This is a genomic window from Corynebacterium sp. A21, assembly GCF_052266655.1.
In the GTDB taxonomy this organism is placed as follows: Bacteria; Actinomycetota; Actinomycetes; order Mycobacteriales; family Mycobacteriaceae; genus Corynebacterium.
In genome coordinates, this window is record NZ_JBQPQY010000001.1 from 267,308 (window position 1) to 290,378 (window position 23,071).

Below are 23,071 nucleotides of genomic sequence, written 5' to 3' on the forward strand. Positions count from 1 at the left end.
GAGTCTAGCGCGGGCGAGCCCGGCTGGTGGGCTACTTGGCCCGCTTGTAGAAGGGGGTTTCCACCACGGCAAAGGGATAACGTTTGCCGCGGATATCAACCTCGAGGGTGGTACCGGGGGTTGCCAGCTCACGGTCGAGGTAAGCCAGCGCCACCGGGTACCCCAGGGTGGGGGAGGGCTGGCCGGAGGTGACCACGCCGACCTCCTTGCCCTCGGCGTCGAAAAGCGCTGCGCCGGAGCGTGCCGCACGGCGACCCTCACTGCTCAGACCGACCATCGCGCGGGTGGGCTCAGCCTGGGCATCGAGGGCTTCCTTACCGAAGAAGCTCTCCTTCTTCTTGCCGATCAGCACGCCGAGGCCGGCGTCCTTCGGAGTCAGGTCCACCGAGAGCTCGTTGCCGTAGAGCGGCATGCCAGCCTCCAGGCGCAGCGAATCGCGGGCGGCCAGGCCACAGGGCAACAGACCCCGGCCGGCGCCGGCGTCGAGAAGCTTGTTCCACAGCACCGGTGCCTCAATGTTCGGGGCGTAGAGCTCGAAGCCGTCCTCACCGGTGTAGCCGGTGCGGGCCACCAGGACATCAACGCCGGCGACGGTGGCGAGCAACGCGGAGTAGTACTTCGCGGCGCGGATGTCCTCGACATCCTCCTCGTCGGTCAGGGAGAGCAGGATATCCAGGGACTTCGGTCCCTGGACGGCAATCAACGCGGTGGCCAGGGACTCATCGCCGAGGACGACATCGAAGCCCGCGGCACGCTCCTGCAGGGCAGCGAACACGGTGCTGGCGTTGCCGGCATTGGGGACCACGAGAAACTCGTTCTCACCCAGGCGGTAGGTGATCAGGTCATCCAGGATGCCACCGCGCTCATTAACGATCATCGAGTACTTGGCGCGGCCGATCGCGATGGTGGAGAGCTGGGAGATCAACGCATGATCAAGGAAGGCGCCGGCCTCCGGACCGGTGACCCGGACCTCACCCATGTGGGAGAGGTCGAAGAGCCCAGCCGCCTCGCGCACGGCCTTGTGCTCGGCGAGCTCGGAGTCATACTTCAGCGGCATGTTCCAGGGGCCGAAGGCGGTGAAGCTGGCCCCGAGCTGCTCGTGCTCGGAATGTAGCGGGGATTCCCGCAGAGTGTGTTCAGTCATGACGTCCAAAACCTTCCTAGTTGTCGGTGTCGTGTTCGTTGGTGAAGTCGAAAGCCTCGGGCGGCGGGCAGGAACAGACCAGGTTGCGGTCACCGTAGGCCTCGTCCAGACGACGCACCGGCGGGAAATACTTGTTCTTACGCAGGTCGGAGACCGGGAAGGCGGCCTGTTCGCGGCTGAACTTGTACTCCCAGTTGTCGCGGGTGACGGCGAAGGAGGTGTAGGGGGCGTGGCGGATCACGGAATCCTCGTAGGCGATCTTGCCCTCGATGATCTCCTGGATCTCGGCGCGGATGATGCGCATGGCCTCGATGAAACGGTCAATCTCGGCCAGGTCCTCGGACTCGGTCGGCTCCACCATCAGGGTGCCGGCGACCGGGAAGGCCAGGGTCGGGGCGTGGAAGCCGAAATCGATCAGGCGCTTGGCGACATCCGCAGCGGTCACCCCGGAGGCATCCGTCAGCGCACGCAGATCCAGGATGCACTCGTGGGCGACCAGATCATTGGCACCGGTGTAGAGGACCGGGAAGGAATCCCGGAGCTGGGCGGCGAGGTAGTTCGCTCCCAAGATGGCGTGCGCGGTGACCGAAGCCAGACCCTCGGAGCCGGTCATCGCGATATAGGCCCAGGGAATCTGCAGCACACCGGCGGAGCCGTGGTTGGTGCCGGAGATCGGCACACCGCGATCACCCGGGGCGGGAGCCTCGGGCACAGCGGTGGTGGGGTCAGTGGGCAGGAAAGGCACCAGGTGCTCAGCCACCGCGACCGGACCGACGCCCGGGCCACCGCCCCCGTGGGGAATGGTGAAGGTCTTGTGCAGGTTCAGGTGGGAGACATCGCCACCGAACTGACCCGGCTGTGCCAGTCCGGTCAGGGCGTTCATGTTGGCGCCGTCAATGTAGACCTGGCCGCCGCTGGCGTGGACCTTCTCGCAGACGGTGCGGACGGTATCCTCGAAAACGCCGTGGGTCGAGGGGTAGGTGATCATGATGGCAGCGACCCGATCGCCGTGCTGCTCGAGCTTGGCATCTAGGTCATCGAGGTTGATAGAGCCATCCTCCGCAGTGGCCACCACGACGACGCGTAGCTTGGCCAGGGTGGCGGAGGCGGCGTTGGTGCCGTGGGCGGAAGCCGGAACCAGGCAGATATCGCGCTCGGTGTCACCGTTGGCGACATGATAGCGGCGGATGGCCAGCAGGCCGGCCAGCTCGCCCTGGGAGCCGGCATTCGGCTGTACCGAAACCTTGGCATAACCGGTCAGAATGGCCAGCCAGTCCTCAAGTTCCGCGATCAGTTCACGCCAGCCGGCGGTCTGGGAATCCGGGGCATAGGGGTGGATATTGGCGAACTCGGGCCAGGTGATGGTCTCCATACCGGCGGTCGGGTTCAACTTCATGGTGCAGGAACCCAGCGGAATCATGGTGCGGTCCAGCGCCAGGTCCTTGTCCCCGAGCATGCGCAGGTAACGCATCATCTGGGTTTCGGAGTGGATCTGGTTGAAGATCGGGTGGGTCAGCGGCAGCTCTTCCCGCACGATGGTGGCCGGAATGGCAGCGGCGGCGTCACCGCTGACCACCGAGGTGGCCCCGAATGCGGCGGTGAGCTTCTCGACGTCCGCAGCGATGGCGGACTCGCCGAAGGAGACGGAGACCTTGTCGGCATCGACCGGGCGCACCAGGTATCCGGCCTCGGCCAGCGCCTCGGTGATCTCCTGTGCGCGGCCAGCGGTGGTGACGGTGACGGTGTCGAAGAAGGTCTCGTTGACCAGCTCGACACCCTCGGCGGTCGCCACCGTGGCGGCGAAGTCCGCGGCCAGACCGTGAATGCGATCCGCGATGTTCTTCAGGCCCTGGGGGCCGTGGTACACGGCGTACATAGAGGCGGTGACGGCCAGCAGGGCCTGCGCGGTACAGATGTTGGAGGTCGCACGCTCACGACGGATGTGCTGCTCACGGGTCTGCAGCGCGAGGCGGTAGGCCGGGTAGCCCTCAGCATCCACGGAGACACCGACCAGGCGACCCGGCATCTGACGCTTGAGCTTGTCCGCGACCGCCATATACGCGGCGTGCGGGCCACCGAAGAACAGCGGGACACCGAAACGCTGGGAGGAACCGACGGCGATATCAGCGCCGAGTTCACCGGGGGAGGTCAGCAGCAGCAGCGACAGCGGGTCGGTGACCATGGTGGCTAAGCCGCCGCGGGTGTGGATGTCTTCGATGATGGCGCGAGGATCCGAGAGGTCACCCTCGGTACCGGGGTAGGCGATGACGACGCCGATCAGATCCTCACCGACGAGATCACCAGTCAGCTCGGTGATCTCCACCTCGAGATCGATGGCGCGGGCGCGCTCGGCAGCCACACCCAGCACCTGCGGGTGCAGCCGGGCATCGAGAATGACCCGGCGTCCCTTCTTCTGGGAACGTGACATCAGACCGACGGCCTCGGCCACGGCGGAAGCCTCATCCAACAGGGAGGCGTTGGAGACCGGGAGACCGGTGAGCTCGTTGATCATAGTCTGGTAGTTCAGCAGCGCCTCCAGCCGGCCCTGGGAGATCTCCGGCTGGTAGGGGGTGTAGGCGGTGTACCAGCCGGCATCCTCGACCACGCCGCGGCGGATCACCGGGGGAGTGATGGTATCGGAGAAACCCTGACCGAAGAAAGACTTCAAGACGACGTTCTTATCGGCGTAGGAGCGCAGCTTCGCCTGGGCATCGGTCTCGCTCAGGGCCTCGCCTAGGGAGGAGACCTGAGTGGCCCGGATATCAGCCGGGAGAGCGGCGTCGATCAGCGCATCCAGGGAGGAATAGCCGAGTGCATTGAGCATGGACTGCTGCTCGGTGCTGTTCGGCCCGAGGTGTCGCGCCAGGTAGGAGGCGGGATCGTTGACCGGGGTCAGTGACATACGGCTCAGTATCTCCTTAGTTAGGGGGAAATATTTTAGTCTTCGCCGCCATTATATGGGTTTGTCTATCCCCAATTGTCAGTTTGGTCCCGCGGGCCGGGGGAGTTCAGGGCCACGAGGGGCCATGGACTGCTGTCGCTGACCTCAGCGCAGTGTGAAAGATCATATTTCCGGCATCGGGAAAGTCCCCTCGGCCGATGAAAAAACCGCCGACCCACCCCGTTCAAGGGGTAGGCCGGCGGTTAAACTGACTCACTCAGAAGTGACTCAGAGCTGCAGATCAGCCTGGAAGTCAGCGGTCTCCAAGCGGTCCTTGATGGTGGTGATGAAGCGGCCTGCATCCGCACCGTCGACGACCTGGTGGTCGTAGGTGAAGGGCAGGTAAGCCATCTGACGGATCGCGATGGAATCAATCCCCTCATCGGTGACGACAACCGGACGCTTCTCGATGGCGGCGGTACCCAGGATGCCGGCCTGCGGCGGGGTCAGAACCGGGGTATCCAGCAGGGCACCTTCGGAACCGATGTTGGTCACGGTGAAGGTACCACCGGAGAGATCATCGGGACGCAGCTTCTTGTTGCGTGCACGGTCAGCCAGCGCAGCGATCTCCTGGGCGATCTCCGGCAGGGACAGGGTCTCGGCCTTCTTGATGACCGGGACGAGCAAGCCCTGGGGGGTGTCAACGGCAATCGCGATGTTGACATGCTCGTGGTAGGTCATCTCATGGGTCTCGGCGTTGTAGGACGCGTTGACGTTCGGGTGAGAAACCAGAGCCTCAGCAGCAGCCTTGACGAAGAAGGGCAGGTAGGTCAGGTTGACACCGTGCTTCTCGATGAAGGCAGGCTTGTTGGCCTTGCGCAGCTCGCTGACGCGGGTCATGTCGACTTCCTGGACATGGGTGAGTTGGGCAGAGGTCTGCAGGGACTCAACCATCTTCGAGGCGGTGATCTGGCGGATACGGTTCACCTTTTGGGTGGTGCCGATCAGCTCAGCCTTAGCCGGGTCAACGGACTTGGTGGACCAGTTGCTGCGCTCGCCCTTGTCCTCGGCAGCCGGGGCAGCGGAGCCACCCTCGGCAGTAGCCAGGACATCCTGCTTGCGGATACGGCCACCGATGCCGGAGCCGGTCACGGTGTTGAGGTCAACGCCGTGCTTCTCGGCCAGCTTGCGAACCAGCGGAGTGACATAAGGAACGTTATCGCCGGAAGCGGAGGCCTTGGGAGCTTCCTTCTTCGGCTCAGCCTTCTTCTCTTCGGCCTTGGGCGCTTCCTTCTTGGTCTCAACCTTGGGAGCCTCAACCTTGGGGGCTTCCTTCTTCGGCTCAGCCTTCTTTTCTTCGGCCTTGGGTGCCTCCTTCTTGGGGGCAGCCTTGGCGGCGGCGTCGCCGATGCGGGCGATCACGGCGCCGACGTCGACGGTGTCGTCTTCCTCAGCGAGGATCTCGACGATGGTGCCGGCGACGGGGGAGGGGATCTCGGTGTCGACCTTGTCGGTGGAGACCTCGAGTAGCGGCTCATCAACTTCGACGGTGTCGCCGACCTGCTTGAGCCACTGGGTGATGGTGCCCTCGGTGACGGATTCGCCGAGTTCCGGCATCTCAACGTCGGTGGACTCGCCGGAAACCTCTTCGGCTTCCTCGGAGGCGGGAGCAGCATCAGACTCAGGTGCAGCCTCTTCGGCGGGCTCAGCCTTCTTTTCTTCGGCCTTGGGTGCCTCCTTCTTGGGGGCAGCCTTGGCGGCGGCGTCGCCGATGCGGGCGATCACGGCGCCGACGTCGACGGTGTCGTCTTCCTCAGCGAGGATCTCGACGATGGTGCCGGCGACGGGGGAGGGGATCTCGGTGTCGACCTTGTCGGTGGAGACCTCGAGTAGCGGCTCATCAACTTCGACGGTGTCGCCGACCTGCTTGAGCCACTGGGTGATGGTGCCCTCGGTGACGGATTCGCCGAGTTCCGGCATCTCAACGTCGGTGGACTCGCCGGAAACCTCTTCGGTTTCCTCGGAGGCGGGAGCAGCCTCTTCAACGGGGTCCTCCGCGGGGGCCGTCTCTTCCGATGCCGGGGCTTCATCAGCCTCGCCGATAATGGCAATCACGGCGCCGACATCGATGGTGTCGTCTTCCTCAGCCCTGATCTCGATGATGGTGCCGGCAACGGGAGAGGGGATCTCCGTGTCAACCTTGTCGGTGGAGACCTCGAGCAGCGGCTCATCAACCTCGACGGTGTCACCAACCTGCTTCAGCCACTGGGTGATCGTACCCTCGGTTACGGATTCGCCCAGTTCGGGCATCTCTACGGAGAACGCCATTATTAAAGACTCCTCGAAAGTCGTGTCGTAAAACGAATGCTAATAGCTAAGAGCGTACCGGTTCGCCCGAACGAGTGTGGCCCGGAGGTACCCAATTGGGCGCAGTAAGTCTCTATGATTGTAAAGCGTGTTCAGTCTATTCGGCCGACGGAAGGCCAAGTCCAATCTTCGTCCGCCCCGCGGTCCCGGTGAAACCATCCGTCCCGAGGATCGGACGACGTTGCAGAACTGGGCTGCCGGCCGCGCCCATATCGAGGCCTACATCGAACCAGAAACCTTGATCAATGAGATGTCTGTGGTGCTGGTCGACGAGCGGGGCGAGTTCATTCGGCGCCGCATCGGCGGGCCCAAGGGAATTGATGCAGTTCAGAAACTCCTGAAGTGCCCGGTTTTTGACGTGGAGGAAACCGGTTACCCGCAGCGGATGCGTACCCGTATTGAAAGAGACAGGCTGTTGCGGAAGCGGGAGGAACAAAAAACTCGCCGCGCGAAATTCGAACGCGGCGAGCTGCCGGATTAGTTTCCGGCGGGGGTAAATCGGGGGTCAGGCTTCCGCCGCCAGTTCCTGCAGCAGGGCGACGAAGGTCCGCACCGGCACACCGGTGGCACGCTTCGGGGTGTAACCAGACACCCCGCCGTTGTTGAAGGAAGGGCCGGCGATGTCGACATGTGCCCACTGGATATCTTCGCCGATGAAGCGGGAGAGGTAGAGACCGGCGAAAAGCATCCCGGCGTTGCGGGAGTTATGGGAGTTGCGGATGTCGGCGACCGGGGACTTCAGCTCCTCCTCCTGCTCCTCGAGCAGCGGCATCGCCCATGCGGGCTCGCCGACCTTGCGGCCGGTTTCGGCGACCCGGTCACGGAACTCATCGGAGCCCATGACGCCGGAGGTCTTCGCTCCGAGGGCAACCATCTGCGCCCCAGTGAGCGTGGCTGTCTCGATCAGGTAGTCGGGCTCATCCTCACTGGCACGGGCCAGCGCATCGGCGAGCACGATGCGCCCCTCGGCATCGGTGTTGATGACCTCGGAGGTCAGTCCACCGTAGTGGGTAATCACATCGCCGGGGCGGGTGGCCGAGCCACTGGGCATGTTCTCCGCCAGCGGCAGGGTGGCGGTGATCGAGAGGTTCAGGTTCAGTCGGGCCGCCGCGAAAATGGTGGCGACCATGACCGCTGAGCCACCCATGTCGGAGATCATGTCCTCCATTTTCGAGGCCGGCTTCAAGGAGATGCCGCCGGTGTCGAAGGTGATGCCCTTGCCCACCAGTGCCACCGAGGTCTTGGCCTTGCGCGGGGACCAGCTCAAGCGGACCAGCCGGGGGCCACGTTCGGAACCCCGACCCACCGCTAGGATGCCGCCGAAGCCCTGCTTCTGCAGTGACTTCTCATCGAGAATCTCCACCTCAACGCCGAAGTGTGCGGCCTCCGCCGCGATGATCGCGGCATAGGATTCTGGGTAGAGGTGTGAGGAGGGGGTGTTCACTAGATCGCGGGCCAGGATGACCGACTCTGCGGTGATCTGGGCGGCGACAAACTCATCCTTGTCAGTCTTCGGATCACCGATGAAGGTCACCTTCTTGACCGGCTGCTTGGCGGGGCTGTCTTCCTCACTGCGGATACCGGGGTAGGTATAAGCGCCCAACACGATGCCCTCGACCGCGGCCCTGAGACCGAAAGCCCCGAGCGTGGTGGCCACGGATTCCAAACCCTTGAGGGATCGGCCGGCCGCGCCAGCGGCGCGACGCAGCTTTTCTTCATCAAGTTCTTCGGCGTCGCCCAGTCCAACGGCAATGAGGAAATCAACCTCAGTTTCCGCGGTACCGGGGATCCGGGTGAGCTCAGCGTGGGCTCCGGTGGCGCCGACGGCGATCAGTTGGCGCAGCACCGCAATCTCAACCTCATCGCTGAACAGGCCCGAGGCGGCGAGCTCCGGGCCCTCTTCACCCTTGAAGAGCGGGACCAACAGGGCCTGGGCCTTCTTCGGTAGCTTCTTGCTCAGCTCCAGCTCGGTGATCGGGCTGCGGGACGGGAGTTCAAACTTTTCACTCACCGGTGTATTACCTCCACTTGTTGGCGAATAACGGGGAACTTCCCGCCAGCATAATCACATCCCGGAAAATGGGGATCTCGGTACTGATGGCCCTGAGGTACTTGGTTGGGTGTAAATTACCTGTCTATGACGTCCCTCAACTTCGCCGTGCGCAAGAACGAAAACCCGACGTCACCGGATCGCCTGAAGGAAATCCTGGCCAACCCGCAGTTTGGCAAGAACTTCACCGACCACATGGTGACAATTGACTGGACCGAGGAAGCTGGCTGGCACAATGCCGAAGTGCAGCCCTACGCTCCGCTCTCCATGGATCCGGCCACCACCGTATTCCACTATGGTCAGGCGATTTTTGAGGGCATCAAGGCCTACCGTCAGCCGGACGGCAGCATTGCCACCTTCCGGCCCACCGCGAACGCCGAACGCATGCAGCGTTCCGCACGTCGCATGGCGATGCCGGAGCTGCCCGTCGAGGACTTCGTTGAAGCACTGCGACTGCTGGTTGATATCGACCGTGACTGGGTTCCGGCGGCCGGTGGTGAGGCGGCGCTCTACATCCGGCCCTTCATGATCTCCACCGAGGTCTCACTGGGTGTCAGCCCGGCGGATGCCTATAAGTTCATCGTCATCGCTTCTCCCTCGGGCGCGTACTTCACCGGTGGGGTGAAGCCGGTCAGCGTCTGGCTCAGCGAGGACTATGTCCGTGCGACTCCGGGCGGTACCGGTGACGCGAAGTTTGCCGGCAACTACGCTGCCTCCCTGCTCGCGCAGGCACAAGCCGCGGAAAAGGGTTGCGATCAGGTCGTGTGGCTTGACGCCATTGAGCGCAAGTACATCGAAGAAATGGGGGGCATGAACCTCTTCTTCGTCTACGGGGAGGGGGAGAAGACCACCGTGATCACGCCGGAACTCTCCGGTTCGCTGCTGCCGGGCATCACCCGCGATTCACTCCTGCAGGTTGCCCGTGATCTCGGGTACACCACCGATGAGCGCCGTATCACCACCACCGAGTGGCAGACGGATGCCACCAACGGGACGATGACGGAAGCCTTCGCCTGCGGCACTGCCGCGGTGATCACACCGGTTGGTTCGGTCATGTCCAACCACGGTAACTTCGAGGTCAATAATAACGAGGCCGGTCAGGTGACGATGAAACTGCGCGAAACCCTGACCGGGATCCAGCGCGGTGTCATCGCAGACACCCATGGCTGGATGCACCGGCTGCTCAGCTAAACACCGACCAAATGGCCCCTGACTAATAAGTCAGGGGCCATTGGCGTTTCCGGAACTGGCCTTAGTTGGGCTCAGGTTCCACACCCACCGCATCGCGGGCCAGGATTCCGGCGGTCTGCAGGAGTGGTAAGGCGGCCAGTGCTCCGGTACCGGCCCCCAGGTCGAACTGCAAGTCCAGCAGCGGTTGCAGGCCGAGATCCCGCAGGGCTGCCGCCTGGGAGGGGGTGGCGCTGGCTTGAGCAGCGAGGAACCAGGCCCGGGCACCGGGGGCGAGGCGGTCGGCGAACATCGCGGCGACAGTGGCCAGCGGGCCGTCGATAAGCACCGGGGTGCGACGCACCGCCGCCTGCGCGCAGAAGGCAACCAGCGCGGCGAAATCGGGCGATGAGATCTTGCGCAGCACCTCAAGCGGCTGATCAATATCTGAACGCACCCGGAACATGGCATCGCGGACGACCTTGACCCGCTGCTTCCACAACTGCTCGGTCATGCCATAGCCCGCACCCACCACAGCCACCGGTTCGGTGCGGGTCAACGCACCTGCCAGCGCCGTGGCCACGGTCTCGCCGGCCACTCCCAGGGAGCCCGGGAGCAGCAGATCCGCCCCGAAATCAACCTCCTGGTCGGCGATTTGGCGACCGATCGCCAGCGCCCGCTCGAACTGTTCCAGAGTCATCGCATCCTCGGTATCGATGCACCCGGAACCCGCGGAGACCCGTTCATCGCCCCAGGCCTCGTGATTCAGGGAAACATCCACCAACCGCACCCCCGCCCCGGCAGCGGTGGCCAGGGCGTTCACCGGGGACTGCCCCGCGGTGAGCTCCTCGGCGCGTTGCACTGAAAGTGCCGGATCAGCGGTATCAACACCCTGCTTTGCGACGCCGTGATCACCGGCGAAGATGAGCACCCGCGGGCGCTCAATCGTGCGGGGTGGGTAGAACCCCTGGCAGGCGCTCAGCCAGGAGCCGACCTCGGCGAGCCGGCCCATGCCGGCGAAGGTCTCTGGCGCGGAATCAGCCAGCCCGGCGAACTGTGCCCGGGCCTCCGCTGAGGGCTCGCTGACGGGGGCGAACAAAGCTGCCGAATCCATGAATAGCCTCCTTGTGGCGGGAATGTCTCAACTTCCCAACCTTAGTTCGGGAAGAGAAATCCCGCCCTGCCGGCGAATGAATACGGCGGGTAGGGCGGGAAATAGGGGGCGGGATTTAAGGCTGGATCTTGGAGCCGGCCTTAACCTGCGGCTTGGGGGTGCGCCAGCGGCGCGGCTGAGTGGTCCGGGAGTAGGCGTAGAAACCCATGGTGAAGCCACCGAGTGAGGTATTCGGGAATTTCTGGCGGGTGGCGGCGCTGGCGCGACGACCCAGAATGACTCCCTCAATCGCGAAGACGACGATGAGGACCATGGCGAAGGTGGAGACGAGATTGGCGAAGGTGGGGGCCCAAGTTCCCACCAGCATGACCACCAGCAGCACCAATGCCACCGGCATGACCATGCCGTTGATGAAGGTACGGGAGTCCACCCAGTCGCGGATGAAGCGACGCTCCGGGCCCTGATCCCGGGGGAGGAGGTACTTCTCATCGCCGCTGTCCATGCGGGACTGTGACTCGCGCTGCCGCTTGCGGTTCTCATCCCGCTCCTTGCGCTTGAGCTCCTTCCATTCCGCCGAGGACATGGAAGCCTTCATTTCTTTACGACGCTTACGCAGCGACTGCGGGGACTGCGTACCGCCGGCGGGACGGATCACTCCGCGTTCGACCTCCACCTCACGACGCTTCGGGGTCGGGCGACCCTTCGGCGGGGTGTAGCCCTTGGGGAACTGGTTGCCTGAAGCATCCTCGACCGCCGAGGTGTTTTCAGCTGAGGAGAGGTCTTCCGGGGTGTCTTCATTTTTCTGCCAGGGGAGTTTCACACTCCATAGGCTACAAGCCTGAGGGAATGAACGGGAATAAGGGTGGGATATGAGTTGTTGGACCGTATGTACCTACTGGCTCTCCTGGTACCCGAGTTCACGTCTGCCGGGATCCGGCAGACGAGGGCAGGGCCGCAGGGTATCCCATTGGCTCCCAGCGGAGTAGGGTTAGGCGTCAGAGTAAGCGCACGGAAACCTCTTCGGACCTCCGGGTCGAGAGAGTTTCGGACAAATAAGTAGTTTTCAAAGGCAAGGAGATCCCAGTTATGACCGCTCCCTCCACCAGCACCGGTGTTGTTCTCTCTGATGAGGCAGCCATCAAGGCCAAGACCCTCCTGGATCAGGAAGGCCGTGATGATCTGGCCCTGCGTATCGCCGTGCAGCCCGGCGGCTGCGCTGGCCTGCGCTACCAGCTCTACTTCGATGACCGCACCCTCGACGGTGACAAGACCGATGTCCTCGGTGGTGTTCGCCTCGTGGTCGACAAGATGAGCGTTCCTTACCTCATGGGTGCGAAGATTGATTTCTCGGACACCATCGAGTCTCAGGGCTTCACCATCGACAACCCGAATGCCGGTGGCGCCTGCGCCTGCGGTGACTCTTTCAACTAAGTCTCAGGTTGTCACGCCCTTCCCCGTGAAGAGCGAAGGCCCCGGCACCATCCTCCCTCACGGAGAGGATGGTGCCGGGGCCTTCTTTCTCAGCTCAGTGCCCGCCAAAGGTTAGAGATCGACAGGGTACTCGCGGTGCTCGATCTGCGGGTCGATGCGCTTTTCCACAAAGATCCCGTGCCACACCATGAAGGCCAGGACGGTCCACAGTCGACGGGAATGATCAGAGACACCATCGCGGTGCTCCTTGAGCATCTCCAGAACGGCCGGCTTGTTGAAGATATCCTCGGTACCGGACTCATTGATGGTGTCCTGGGCCCAGCCGAAGAGCTCATCGCCGGCGAGCCAATGACGCATCGGGACCGGGAAACCCAGCTTCTTACGGTGCAACACATGCGGCGGCACGATCTGCTCCATGGCCTTTCGCAGGGCGTACTTGGTGGTGCCGTGGGCGATCTTCAGCTCGTGCGGAATCTCCTCCGCCACCCGGAAGACCTCCTTGTCCAGGAAAGGCACACGCAACTCGAGAGAATTGGCCATGTTGATCTTGTCGGCCTTGACCAGGATATCGCCGCGCATCCAGGTGAACAGGTCCAGGTGCTGCATTCTGGAGACCGGATCCATGTGGGTGGACTGAGCGTAGATCGGGGCGGTGACCTCACGGTGATCCCATTCAGGCTTCGCCCAGGGGATCACCCGCTGCATCTGCTCGAAGTTGAAGGAACGGGCGTTACCGTAATAACGCTCCTCCATCGACTGGGTGCCGCGGTCCAGCAGCGACTTGCCCTTCACCCCCTCCGGCAGTGCCTTGCCGAGCGCGCGGAGTCCCTTCTTCAGCGGAGAGGGGATCTTCTCGAAGGGCGCCAGCGACAGTGGCTCCTTGTAGATGGTATAACCACCAAAGAGCTCATCCGCGCCTTCTCCGGAGAGCACCACCTTGACGTGCTTACGGGCTTCCTCCGCGACAAAATACAGCGGAACCAAGGAGGGGTCAGCCACCGGATCATCCAGGTACCACATGATCTTCGGGATCGCGCTGGCGTATTCCTCCGGGGAGACGATCTTGACGATGTGCTCCACCCCGATCGCCGCCGCCGACTCGGCAGCCACATCGACCTCTGAATATCCCTCCCGCTCGAAGCCGGTGGTGAAGGTCAGCAGATTGGGGTTATGGCGCTTGGCCAAGGTCGCGATGGCGGTGGAGTCGATGCCGCCGGAGAGGAAGGAACCGACGGTGACATCGGCACGCATGTGCTTCTCGACGCTGTCCTCCAGGGCGCGGGCGATCCGGTCGAAGAGATCCTGTTCGCTGCCCTTGGGGACCGGCTTGACGGGGAACTGCGGGCGGAAGTAGCGCTCCTGCACCAGTTGGCCACCGGGCTCGATCAAGGAGGTGCAGCCGGACTCGAGTCGACGGATCCCGGCGTGGAGGCTTTCCGGCTCCGGGACATACTGCAGGTCCACATAGTGCTCAATGGCGCGCCGATCAAGGTCAAGGCCTAGACCCAGCTCGGGTGCCATCTCCAGGATGGTCTTCTTCTCGGAAGCGAAAATGGTGCCGGCCTCCGTGGTGGCATAGAACAGCGGCTTAATGCCGAACTGATCACGGGCCAGGAAGAGTCGACGGGACTCGGTGTCCCAGATGGCGATACCGAACATGCCGCGCAGGTGCTCGACGACCTTCTCGCCCCAATGATGGAAGCCGACGACGATGGTCTCGGAATCTCCGAAGGTCCGGAACTCATGGCCGGCAGCCTGGAGTTCCTCCCGGAGCTCCAGATAGTTGTAAATCTCGCCGTTGAAGGTCAGCGCATAACGGTCGGGATTCTCCGGCGGACCCCAACGCAACGGCTGGTGGGAGTGTTCCAGGTCGATGATGGAGAGTCGGTTGAAGCCGAAGACCAGATCCTTGTCATGCCAGGTGCCGGCATCGTCGGGACCGCGGTGACGCATGCACGGCAGGGCCCTTTCTACAGCGTTAACGAAGTTCGCCGCATTCTCATTGCTCGACAAAAAGCCCAGTAGCCCGCACATGGTTTAGACGGTTCTCCTCATAGGTAAGGGGACAGAAGATTCCTTCACGATACGGTGTAGCGCCCCACCATGTTAAACAGGCATGCGAGACCCTGCTCATCTTCAGGAACCGCCAATCCCCGGAGAACGCAAGAGAGGTAGGGGAGTGGCAGTGGTTGAAAAACTCCCCGATGCCTCGAATCTCCTCATGGGGTTGATGAAGTGGGTTCAATCTTAAGTATGATGCGCTGTGATTTGAATGACAGGGACGTAGGGGGTGTTGTTCGCTAGAAAACCCAGCTGGCTGTAACATCCTAAGTGCTTAATAAGACACGGGTCTGTCCTTTACTGACCTCGCGGGATCCCTGGGCAGGGAAACTACTGCCCGATCGGCTATCCTGCCTAGTTAGGACAGGACCAAAGTGTTCTAAGAATTTGTGTGGACAGGAAGGCAGACACACGTGGATCAGCGAAACAAGCGCGGTTTCGGGCGTAAGGCGTCGCTCGCCGGCGTCATCGGCTTGGCCGGTGCCGCAATGGCGGCATGTGACATTGCCCCGCCAGAGAACGCGGTATTCGATTTCCTCCGCATGGGATGGCCGCAAGGCATCACCCCGGAGGCCACTGCGATGGGCAACTTCTGGGTGTGGGTCTGGGTCGCAGCCTGGATCATCGGCTTCATCATGTGGGGCATCTTCCTCTATGCCGTTTTCGGCAAGTGGAATGCGAAGAAGGCCGAGAAGCGCGGCGAGGGTGAATTCCCGAAGCAGCTGCAGTACAACGTTCCCTTGGAACTTGTGTTGACGATCGCTCCGATCGTCATCGTCATGGTGATCTTCTTCTTCACGGTTCAGACCCAGGAGAGGGTTGTCGCACTCGATAAGAACCCCGAGGTCGAGGTTGACGTCACCGCCTTCCAGTGGAACTGGAAGTTCGGTTATGCCAACATCGCGGGATCTCTCACCGGCGGCAGTGACTATGTCGGTATCGATGAGGAACGACAGGCAATCGCCGAGGAATCCGCGGAGAGCCCGGACGGTAACAATCCGATCCACGGCAACTCCAAGTCGGACCTCTCGTACCTCAACTACAACGAGATCGAGACCCTCGGCACCACCGATGAGATCCCGGTTCTGGTTCTGCCCTCGCAGACCCCGATCCAGTTCAACCTCGCCTCCGGCGATGTTGCACACTCATTCTGGGTCCCGGAGTTCCTGTTCAAGCGTGATGCTTTCGCTCACCCGGAAGCTAACCAGCAGCAGCGTTCTTTCCAGATCGAGGCAATTGAAGAAGAAGGCGCCTTCGTCGGCCGTTGTGCTGAAATGTGTGGCACCTACCACGCGATGATGAACTTCGAACTCCGCGTTGTCTCACCGGAGGCTTTCGGGGAATATCTGGCAATCCGCCAGGCGAACCCGGATGCTCCGAACTCCCAGGCTCTCGAGGCCATCGGTGAGGAGCCCTACGCGATCACGACCCACCCGTTCAACTCGGAGCGCAACACCTCTGACGGTGACAACTACAACGATCCGAACGAGAACGTTTAAGGCTGAGGAGTAAGACAAAACCATGAACTCAAGCGCAAAGATCATGTATGGTCTCTCCGCCTTTATGGCAGTGACCGCTCTGATCTACATCTTCGGCACCACCTTTATGGCGGACGATTCCTATCTGGTCCGTACCGAGTGGGTCGGCGTCGTCGGCCTGGTCCTGGGCTTCGGCCTGACCACCTTCCTCGGAGTCTACTTCCACTTCACCTCGAGCCGTTCGGATGTCCTCCCCGAGGACTGGGAAGAAGCTGAGGTCCCCGATAAGGCTGGTGTCCTGGGCTTCTTCAGCCCCAGTTCCATCTGGCCGGCAGCCATGTCCGGTGCGATCCTTCTTCTTGGCCTGGGCATCGCCTTCTGGCTTGCGTGGTTGATCGTGCTTGGTGTGTTGTTGCTCATCTACACTGCTGCCATGATGAACTTGCAGTACGGCCTCCCCAGGGAGAAGCACTAGTTTCCACCAGTGACTGAGCGCCGGAATCCATTGCGGATTCCGGCGCTTTTCCATGTCTGGGCGGCTTCGCGGGGATCGGCGTAGGAGTGGCGGCAACTGGCGCTGGGGGATGGTTAGGGCCTTGGCCCTGATCACTCAATGGCAAAGGTTGCCGGAGTGTCGCGGGGGAGCTTCGGTGCCAGGGCGAGACGGGGAGTGTGCGGAGTTTCTATCCTGTGGCAGCAGCGGTGGGGGAGACCGGTGAGGTCTAGGGGTCTTCCAGCCTGGCTCGGTGGCCGGCTGCCAGGGATAGTGCTCGGGGAGGGTGCGGGAACTGCCGGGGAGGCGAGGTTCTGGTCCGGGGAATTCGGGAGGGACTGAATCACCCAGACACGAAGGGGTCAACCGAAAGTATGAACTTGGGGTTCTCGTCGGGCGGCTGTTGTGATTTGAATCTCTGCGTGTGCGGCGGATGAATCTTCGATCAATCGCCAGAGTTGGGGTAAGCTATGCCCAGAGCTTTTTAACCTCTTCCGAAGGTTGTCCGGGGGGACGATATGACCAGCGGAAATGGTGCGTCGTAAATGAAGGGAAGAAAGTTCCCAAGTTACGCGAAAGTTTTTGAAACTTTTAGACTCGGGACAAAAGTGCAGGTCGATTCTGAGTTTCTTCCACCATAGCGGGGGAATCAAAGTGACTTACGCTCAGCGAACCGCCATACTGGTAGGCGTGACGAGCGTAGTTTCTAACCAAGGTATGGCAGCACCACAACGTGTTGCGGCACTGAACCGACCAAATATGGTCAGTGTCGGCACCATTGTGTTCCTGTCTCAGGAATTGATGTTCTTCGCCGGACTATTCGCGATGTGGTTCACTTCGCGTGCCAATGGTCAGTCAGGTGACTGGGCGGATCAGACCGCTCACCTCAACGTGGTCTACGGCGCCGTTATTACGGCTATCCTGATCTCGTCTTCGGTGACCTCGCAGTTCGGCGTCTTTGCAGCTGAAAGGGGTGATGTTTTCAAGCTGCGCCGGTGGTATCTGGTGACCGTTCTTCTCGGCGTGATCTTCCTCGGTCTCGTGGCCTTTGAGTACTACGAGATGATTCACGCTGGTGTGACCATCCAGAACTCCGTGTTCGGTTCGATGTTCTACATCATCACCGGCTTCCACATGGCACACGTGACGGCAGGCATTATCGCCTTCATTGTGATCCTTCTGCGAACCCAGAAGTCGAAGTTCACCCCGGCGCAGGCAACTGCCGCCATGGTGACCTCCTACTACTGGCACTTCGTGGACGTCATCTGGGTCGGCGTCTTCATCGTTATCTACATCATTCAGTAGGCCGTAGTCCGCCGAGATTTTCGGCCTACAGCCATTCACTTTCCGCATTCGAGTTATAAAGGGAAATGATGGAAACCAATCCACAGTCATCCGAACTTGCCGCAGCCCCGGCAACTTCGGCAAAGAAGACCAAGGCGCGTCGCAAAGTACGTCGTGCTGCGGCCGGCGCCCTGGCGCTGACCTTCGGTCTCACCGGCGCTGGCGTCATTGCCACTGCGCTGACCCCTGATGCCCAGATCGCCACCGCACAGCGTGACGATCAGGCTCTCATCCAAGAGGGTAACGATCTCTACGACGTTGCCTGTATCACCTGCCACGGCGCAAACCTGCAGGGTGTCGAGGAGCGTGGCCCGTCTCTCATCGGTGTCGGCGAGGGTGCTGTGTACTTCCAGGTGCACTCCGGCCGTATGCCGCTCTACCAGAATGATGCACAGGCTGAACGTAAGACCCCGCGCTACACCGAGGCACAGACCCTGGCCTTGGCGGCCTACGTCGCAGCTAACGGTGGCGGCCCCGGCATCGTCTACAACGAAGACGGCACCATCGCAATGGAGTCCCTTCGCGGCTCCAGTTACGAGGGGCAGATCGATCCCGCGGACGTAGCCCGTGGCTCCGATCTCTTCCGTCTCAACTGCGCCTCCTGCCACAACTTCACCGGTCGTGGTGGCGCGCTGTCTTCCGGTAAGTATGCCCCGACCCTGGATGATGCAAATGAGCAGGAGATCTACCAGGCAATGCTGACTGGGCCGCAGAACATGCCGAAGTTCTCTGACCGACAGCTCTCCGCTGATGAGAAGAAGGACATCATCGCCTTCGTCAAGTCCAGCAAGGAGACTGCGAGCCCCGGTGGTTACTCCCTCGGTGGCCTAGGTCCGGTGGCTGAAGGTATGTTCATCTGGATCGTCGGCATCGTCGTGCTGATCGCGGCTGCTATGTGGATTGGATCGCGTTCATGAGTAATGAAGTGAAGAAGGATTACACCGCTCAGGAACTGCGTTCCATGAGCAATGAGGAACTCGCCCGCCTCGGTACCGAGCTGGACGACGTCACCATCGCGTACCGCAAGGAACGCTTCCCGATCGCCAATGATCCGGCGGAGAAGCGTGCTATCAACGCTATCTCCATCTGGCTGGTCATCTCGATCCTCTCGGGAATCGCCTTCCTGGGCACCTACCTGTTCTGGCCTTGGGAGTACAAGTCCCACGGTGACGAAGGGTTGATCTGGTACACCCTGTTCACCCCGGCCCTGGGTCTGTTCTCCGGCCTGGCGATCCTCGCCCTCGGCTTCGCTGTGGTGCTCTACATCAAGAATCTTCTTCCTGAGGAGATCGCTGTCCAGCGTCGTCATGACGGTGGCTCCGAGGAGATTGATCGTCGTACGCTGGTCGCACTGCTGAATGATTCCTGGCAGACCTCGACCTTGGGTCGTCGTAAGGTTCTGCAGGGCCTGCTCGGTGCCAGTGGTCTGCTGGCTGGTCTCGCGATCATCGCCCCGCTGGGTGGCATGATCAAGAACCCGTGGAAGGCCGGCGAGCTCGGCATCCAGGGTGACGGCACCCTGTGGACCTCCGGCTGGACCCTGGCCAACAATGACGTGAAGCTGTACCTGGCGCGCGATACCGGTGCCATCGCTCAGCCTCACACCGGTGAGACCGGCACGCACATGTCCACCGTCGGTGTCACCCGACTGGTGCGCGCGCGTCCGGAAGATCTGTCGGCAGGTGGCATGGAGACCGTATTCCCGCTGCCCGAGTCCTATGTCAACGATGGCGATTTATACGATGCGACCCGTGATGTCTACGAGGACCAGATGCACTCCATCCACGGTCCGCGTAACGCTGTCATGCTGATCCGTCTGCGCTCTGAGGACACCGCCCGTGTCATCGAGCGTGAGGGGCAGGAAGACTTCCACTACGGCGACTACTACGCCTATTCCAAGATCTGCACCCACATCGGCTGCCCGACTTCGCTCTTTGAAGCACAGACCAACCGAATCCTCTGCCCCTGCCACCAGTCGCAGTTTGATGCTCTGCAGCACGGTAAGCCGATCTTCGGCCCTGCCGCCCGTGCATTGCCGCAGCTGCCGATCACCGTGGATGAAGAGGGTTACCTCATCGCCGCAGGCAACTTTATTGAGAGCCTCGGCCCGGCATTCTGGGAGCGTAAGTCCTAATGACTAATAAATCAGCCCAGTTGGGCAATAACCTCGACTCCCGCTACCCCTGGGCGGGCATGGTCCGCACCCAGATCAACAAGGTCTTCCCGACCCACTGGTCCTTCATGCTGGGTGAGATCGCACTTTATAGCTTCATCATTCTGCTGCTGACGGGTATTTACCTGGCACTGTTCTTCGACCCCTCCATCACCAAGGTCATCTACGAAGGTGCCTACCTTCCGCTCAATGGTGTGGAGATGTCTCGTGCCTACGAGACCGCGCTGAACATCTCCTTCGAGGTGCGCGGTGGACTCTTCGTCCGTCAGATGCACCACTGGGCAGCGCTGATGTTCATGGTCGCCATGGTCGCCCACATGCTCCGCATCTTCTTCACCGGAGCGTTCCGTCGCCCGCGTGAGGCCAACTGGATCATCGGTTGCCTCCTGCTGATCATGGGCATGGCTGAGGGCTTCATGGGCTACTCGCTGCCGGATGAACTGCTTTCCGGCACCGGCCTGCGAATCATGTCCGCCATCGTGGTTGGTCTGCCGATCATCGGTACCTGGATGCACTGGATGATCTTCGGCGGCGACTTCCCCTCCGAGATCATGCTGGACCGCTTCTATATCGCTCACGTGCTGATCCTGCCGGGCATCATCCTGGCTCTGATCGCTGCACACGTGCTGCTGGTCTGGTTCCAGAAGCACACCCAGTTCCCCGGACCGGGACGTACCGAGAACAACGTTATCGGTATCCGAATCTTGCCGCTCTTCGGTATCAAGGCCATCGGTATGGGTCTGTTCGTCTTCGGTGTTCTGGCACTGCTGTCCGGTCTGACCACGATCAACGCAATTTGGACAGTCGGCCCCTACAACCCCTCGCAGGTCTCCGCAGGTTCGCAGCCTGACTGGTACATGCTGTGGACCGATGGTGCCGCCCGTGTCATGCCGGCCTGGGAGCTTTACCTGGGTAACTACACGGTCCCGGCCGTGGTCTGGGTGGCGGTGATGCTGGGTATCCTGGTTGTGCTGTTGGTCGGGTACCCCTTCATCGAGAAGAAGATCACCGGCGACGATGCGCACCATAACCTGCTGCAGCGTCCGCGTGATGTTCCGGTCCGCGCTGGTCTGGGTGCGATGGGTCTTGCCTTCTTCATCCTGATCACCATTTCCGGTGGTAACGACCTCTTCGCCCACTACTTCCAGATCTCGCTGAACACGATGACCTGGGTTGGCCGAATTGGTCTGATCCTCCTGCCGCCGATCGCCTACTTCATCACCTACCGCATCTGTGTTGGCCTGCAGCGCTCTGACCGTGAGGTTCTGGAGCACGGCATCGAGACGGGTGTCATCAAGCAGATGCCGAACGGTGCCTTCATTGAGGTTCACCAGCCGCTCGGCCCGGTGGACGATCACGGCCACCCGATCCCGCTGGAGTACGCCGGTGCGATCGTTCCGAAGCAGATGAACGAACTCGGCTTCGCCGGTAGTCCCGGCCGTGGTGGATTCCTCAGCCCGGATGATGCTTCGATCGCCGCCCGCGCGGCGGAGATTGAGCACGAAAACCATCGCGAGGAGCTGGCTGCACTGCAGAAGGTGCAGGACGCTTACCGCGAGGACGAGCGTAAGCAGGGTCTGACCGACTAGCTCTTGGTTTCACCAGAAACTACGTCTCAAAGGGAAGTCCCCTGACACCGAAAGCGGTGTCAGGGGACTTCCCTTTCTTGGTGCTTCGGGGGATGGCACTGCTGCGCCCTCCACCTAGGCCAATGCGAGTCTGGAGTATCAACCTCGAATCCGGTGTCCGGGCAGCTATTTTCGCACTGTATATATAGGTGCACTGGGACGCAGGGTAGGTGGCTTTCCCGAGTGGGTGGGGTCAGCGTCACCTGGGTTGCTCTGGGTGGACAGGGTGCATTGGCTCCCGAGGAGGGCAGTTTGAGTGCCACCAGGGGCTGGCGTCGCCATACGCCCGCCTGAGGGGCTGAACTTGGCAGATGAGTCTTTGCCTGAATCGGAGGATCGGTCGCGGCAGGCGCAGGTACAGCGTCCCTGGGGGTCTCGGGATGCGGGTAGCGGCGGCGCTTGCTGGGATGGCGGTCGTTCATGTCTGCTTTGTGCTGGGGCTGGGAAAGGCTCGGGGGCAGGTTCTCGGGAGCGCGTTAATCATTGAATTTGGCGGTTTTCGGGGCTTTGGGATGATCTAGTGATGACAATCACAATTGGATCTAAATGAAAAAGTGCCGGGATTTTCGGGGGCACCAGGAATGCCGTTTGGGCAGTGAAAGTCTATTGGGCAAACGTGCAGGCAGAGACCATTTTGTGACCGGGTACTTTTGGTGATGTATCAATTTAGGGGAGCCTCCCTGCCCTATTGGAAATGAAGGCCAATCTTTTCGATAACAGTCCGATAACGCCTCCGTTTCCACCGCTTGGGTAGACAGCAGTCGTTGTGGTTTCGTAACCTGATCGAGACATTGCGGCACAAGGATCTGACCATCCCAGCCAGAACCCGAAGTGCCCGCGTGATTCAACTGAAAATTACATGCCTAATCTCCGACCGAATCCCTTATCCGAGGGACGGCGGGGAGCCGGGGAACCACTCTTGATTCTCTGGGGTGAATTCACCGCAAGAACGGGTCGCTGAAGATCCGTGGCGCGGTGAGGGAGAGCTTCCGTTCTCCAACCCGACAGCTAACCCGGCAGGCTCAATGGAAGAACTTGGAGTTAAATTCGTGGGTAAGCACCGCAATCAGAACGTGAAGAACATCCGCCGTATCGCTACTGCCTCTGCACTGGCAGTCGGCGCCACCGCACTAGTGGCGGCACCGGCTAACGCCACTGAAGTGAGCTACGGCGGCTCCAGCGTCAACGTTGACGCCGCTACCCTGGCCAAGATCCCGGGCCTGGAGAACATCCCGAACATCGAGAAGTTCATCCCGAGCCTCGCCGAGCAGGCAGCTCCGGCGGCGTATGGCAATGCTGCTGCTACATTTGCCCCGGCCGCCGCCGCCCCGGTCCAGCAGGTCTCTCAGACCCAGTCCAACGGACAGGCCATCGTTGATGCCGCTCGTTCCGCGATCGGTTCCCCCTACGGCTGGGGCGCTACCGGCCCGAGTTCCTTCGACTGCTCCGGCCTGACCAGCTGGGCTTACCAGCAGGCCGGCAAGTCCATCCCGCGGACCTCCCAGGCTCAGGCCGCTGCCGGAACCCCGGTCGCCATCTCTGATCTGCAGCCCGGTGATATCATCGCCTACTACGGTGGTGCCTCCCACGTCGCCATCTACGCTGGCAACGGCATGATGATTGATGCCCTGAACTCCGGTTCCACGGTCACCGAGCGTCCGGTGAACTACATGCCGATTCACTCGGCAGTGCGTTTCTAAGCTTTAGCTCTGGCATCACAGGTGCCTTTCCAACCCCGCT

Annotated in this window: 17 protein-coding genes and 1 riboswitch; of the genes, 10 read left to right on the forward strand and 7 right to left on the reverse strand. The window is 61.5% G+C overall.

Annotation, left to right across the window (positions count from 1 at the left end):
* Positions 1 to 31: 31 nt before the first annotated feature.
* From gcvT to sucB, 3 genes are all read right to left on the reverse strand, one after another.
* Positions 32 to 1,144 carry a glycine cleavage system aminomethyltransferase GcvT gene (gcvT, locus tag ACTU46_RS01230; RefSeq protein ID WP_443378159.1) on the reverse strand — a complete coding sequence of 371 codons (1,113 nt, stop codon included), beginning with the start codon at positions 1,142 to 1,144 and terminating at the stop codon, positions 32 to 34.
* Between the two features lie 16 nt (positions 1,145 to 1,160).
* Positions 1,161 to 4,046, reverse strand: a complete 2,886-nt coding sequence (gene gcvP / locus ACTU46_RS01235) for an aminomethyl-transferring glycine dehydrogenase (protein ID WP_443378161.1) — start codon at positions 4,044 to 4,046, stop codon at positions 1,161 to 1,163.
* A 267-nt stretch (positions 4,047 to 4,313) separates the two neighbouring features.
* A complete protein-coding gene (gene sucB, locus ACTU46_RS01240) occupies positions 4,314 to 6,353 on the reverse strand; it encodes a 2-oxoglutarate dehydrogenase, E2 component, dihydrolipoamide succinyltransferase (RefSeq protein ID WP_443378163.1) in 2,040 nt (679 codons plus the stop codon).
* A 127-nt stretch (positions 6,354 to 6,480) separates the two neighbouring features.
* Here sucB and ACTU46_RS01245 point away from each other — a divergent pair, with 127 nt between their 5' ends.
* Positions 6,481 to 6,873, forward strand: a complete 393-nt coding sequence (locus ACTU46_RS01245; RefSeq protein ID WP_443378165.1) for an oxidoreductase — start codon at positions 6,481 to 6,483, stop codon at positions 6,871 to 6,873.
* Positions 6,874 to 6,897: 24 nt separating this feature from the next.
* Here the strand turns inward: ACTU46_RS01245 and ACTU46_RS01250 are convergent, their stop codons facing one another.
* Complete coding sequence (locus ACTU46_RS01250; RefSeq protein WP_443378167.1) at positions 6,898 to 8,403, reverse strand: leucyl aminopeptidase; 1,506 nt, start codon at positions 8,401 to 8,403, stop codon at positions 6,898 to 6,900.
* 126 nt (positions 8,404 to 8,529) lie between these two features.
* On the opposite strand from ACTU46_RS01250, the gene ACTU46_RS01255 reads away from it, so the two are divergent.
* Entirely contained in the window at positions 8,530 to 9,633 is a 1,104-nt protein-coding gene (locus tag ACTU46_RS01255) for a branched-chain amino acid aminotransferase (RefSeq protein WP_443378169.1), read from the forward strand.
* Positions 9,634 to 9,694: 61 nt separating this feature from the next.
* Here ACTU46_RS01255 and ACTU46_RS01260 read toward each other — a convergent pair whose 3' ends face one another.
* Entirely contained in the window at positions 9,695 to 10,723 is a 1,029-nt protein-coding gene (locus tag ACTU46_RS01260) for a nicotinate-nucleotide--dimethylbenzimidazole phosphoribosyltransferase (RefSeq protein WP_443378171.1), read from the reverse strand.
* Positions 10,724 to 10,838: 115 nt separating this feature from the next.
* A complete protein-coding gene (locus ACTU46_RS01265) occupies positions 10,839 to 11,543 on the reverse strand; it encodes a DUF3043 domain-containing protein (protein ID WP_443378173.1) in 705 nt (234 codons plus the stop codon).
* 266 nt (positions 11,544 to 11,809) lie between these two features.
* Here ACTU46_RS01265 and ACTU46_RS01270 point away from each other — a divergent pair, with 266 nt between their 5' ends.
* On the forward strand, positions 11,810 to 12,154 hold the full coding sequence (locus ACTU46_RS01270) for a HesB/IscA family protein (RefSeq protein ID WP_443378175.1): 345 nt from the start codon (positions 11,810 to 11,812) through the stop codon (positions 12,152 to 12,154).
* A gap of 111 nt (positions 12,155 to 12,265) precedes the next feature.
* Here ACTU46_RS01270 and asnB read toward each other — a convergent pair whose 3' ends face one another.
* Positions 12,266 to 14,188 carry an asparagine synthase (glutamine-hydrolyzing) gene (gene asnB / locus ACTU46_RS01275; protein ID WP_443378177.1) on the reverse strand — a complete coding sequence of 641 codons (1,923 nt, stop codon included), beginning with the start codon at positions 14,186 to 14,188 and terminating at the stop codon, positions 12,266 to 12,268.
* Positions 14,189 to 14,628: 440 nt separating this feature from the next.
* Here asnB and ctaC point away from each other — a divergent pair, with 440 nt between their 5' ends.
* From ctaC to ACTU46_RS01310, 7 genes are all read left to right on the forward strand, one after another.
* A complete protein-coding gene (ctaC, locus tag ACTU46_RS01280; protein WP_443378179.1) occupies positions 14,629 to 15,714 on the forward strand; it encodes an aa3-type cytochrome oxidase subunit II in 1,086 nt (361 codons plus the stop codon).
* Positions 15,715 to 15,736: 22 nt separating this feature from the next.
* Entirely contained in the window at positions 15,737 to 16,168 is a 432-nt protein-coding gene (ctaF, locus tag ACTU46_RS01285) for an aa3-type cytochrome oxidase subunit IV (protein ID WP_443378181.1), read from the forward strand.
* A gap of 708 nt (positions 16,169 to 16,876) precedes the next feature.
* Positions 16,877 to 17,491: an aa3-type cytochrome oxidase subunit III gene (ctaE, locus tag ACTU46_RS01290; RefSeq protein WP_443378183.1), complete on the forward strand. Its 615-nt coding sequence runs from the start codon at positions 16,877 to 16,879 to the stop codon at positions 17,489 to 17,491.
* A 65-nt stretch (positions 17,492 to 17,556) separates the two neighbouring features.
* Entirely contained in the window at positions 17,557 to 18,447 is an 891-nt protein-coding gene (qcrC, locus tag ACTU46_RS01295; protein WP_443378185.1) for a cytochrome bc1 complex diheme cytochrome c subunit, read from the forward strand.
* Complete coding sequence (gene qcrA / locus ACTU46_RS01300) at positions 18,444 to 19,664, forward strand: cytochrome bc1 complex Rieske iron-sulfur subunit (protein WP_443378187.1); 1,221 nt, start codon at positions 18,444 to 18,446, stop codon at positions 19,662 to 19,664. Before qcrC ends, qcrA begins: the two co-directional genes overlap by 4 nt.
* The gene (gene qcrB, locus ACTU46_RS01305; protein WP_443378189.1) at positions 19,664 to 21,292 is read left to right on the forward strand and encodes a cytochrome bc1 complex cytochrome b subunit; all 1,629 of its coding nucleotides are present in this window, start codon (positions 19,664 to 19,666) and stop codon (positions 21,290 to 21,292) included. Before qcrA ends, qcrB begins: the two co-directional genes overlap by 1 nt.
* A 901-nt stretch (positions 21,293 to 22,193) precedes the next feature.
* Positions 22,194 to 22,368, forward strand: a riboswitch (cyclic di-AMP (ydaO/yuaA leader).
* A gap of 12 nt (positions 22,369 to 22,380) precedes the next feature.
* Positions 22,381 to 23,031: a C40 family peptidase gene (locus ACTU46_RS01310; RefSeq protein WP_443378191.1), complete on the forward strand. Its 651-nt coding sequence runs from the start codon at positions 22,381 to 22,383 to the stop codon at positions 23,029 to 23,031.
* The last annotated feature ends 40 nt before the right edge of the window (positions 23,032 to 23,071 follow it).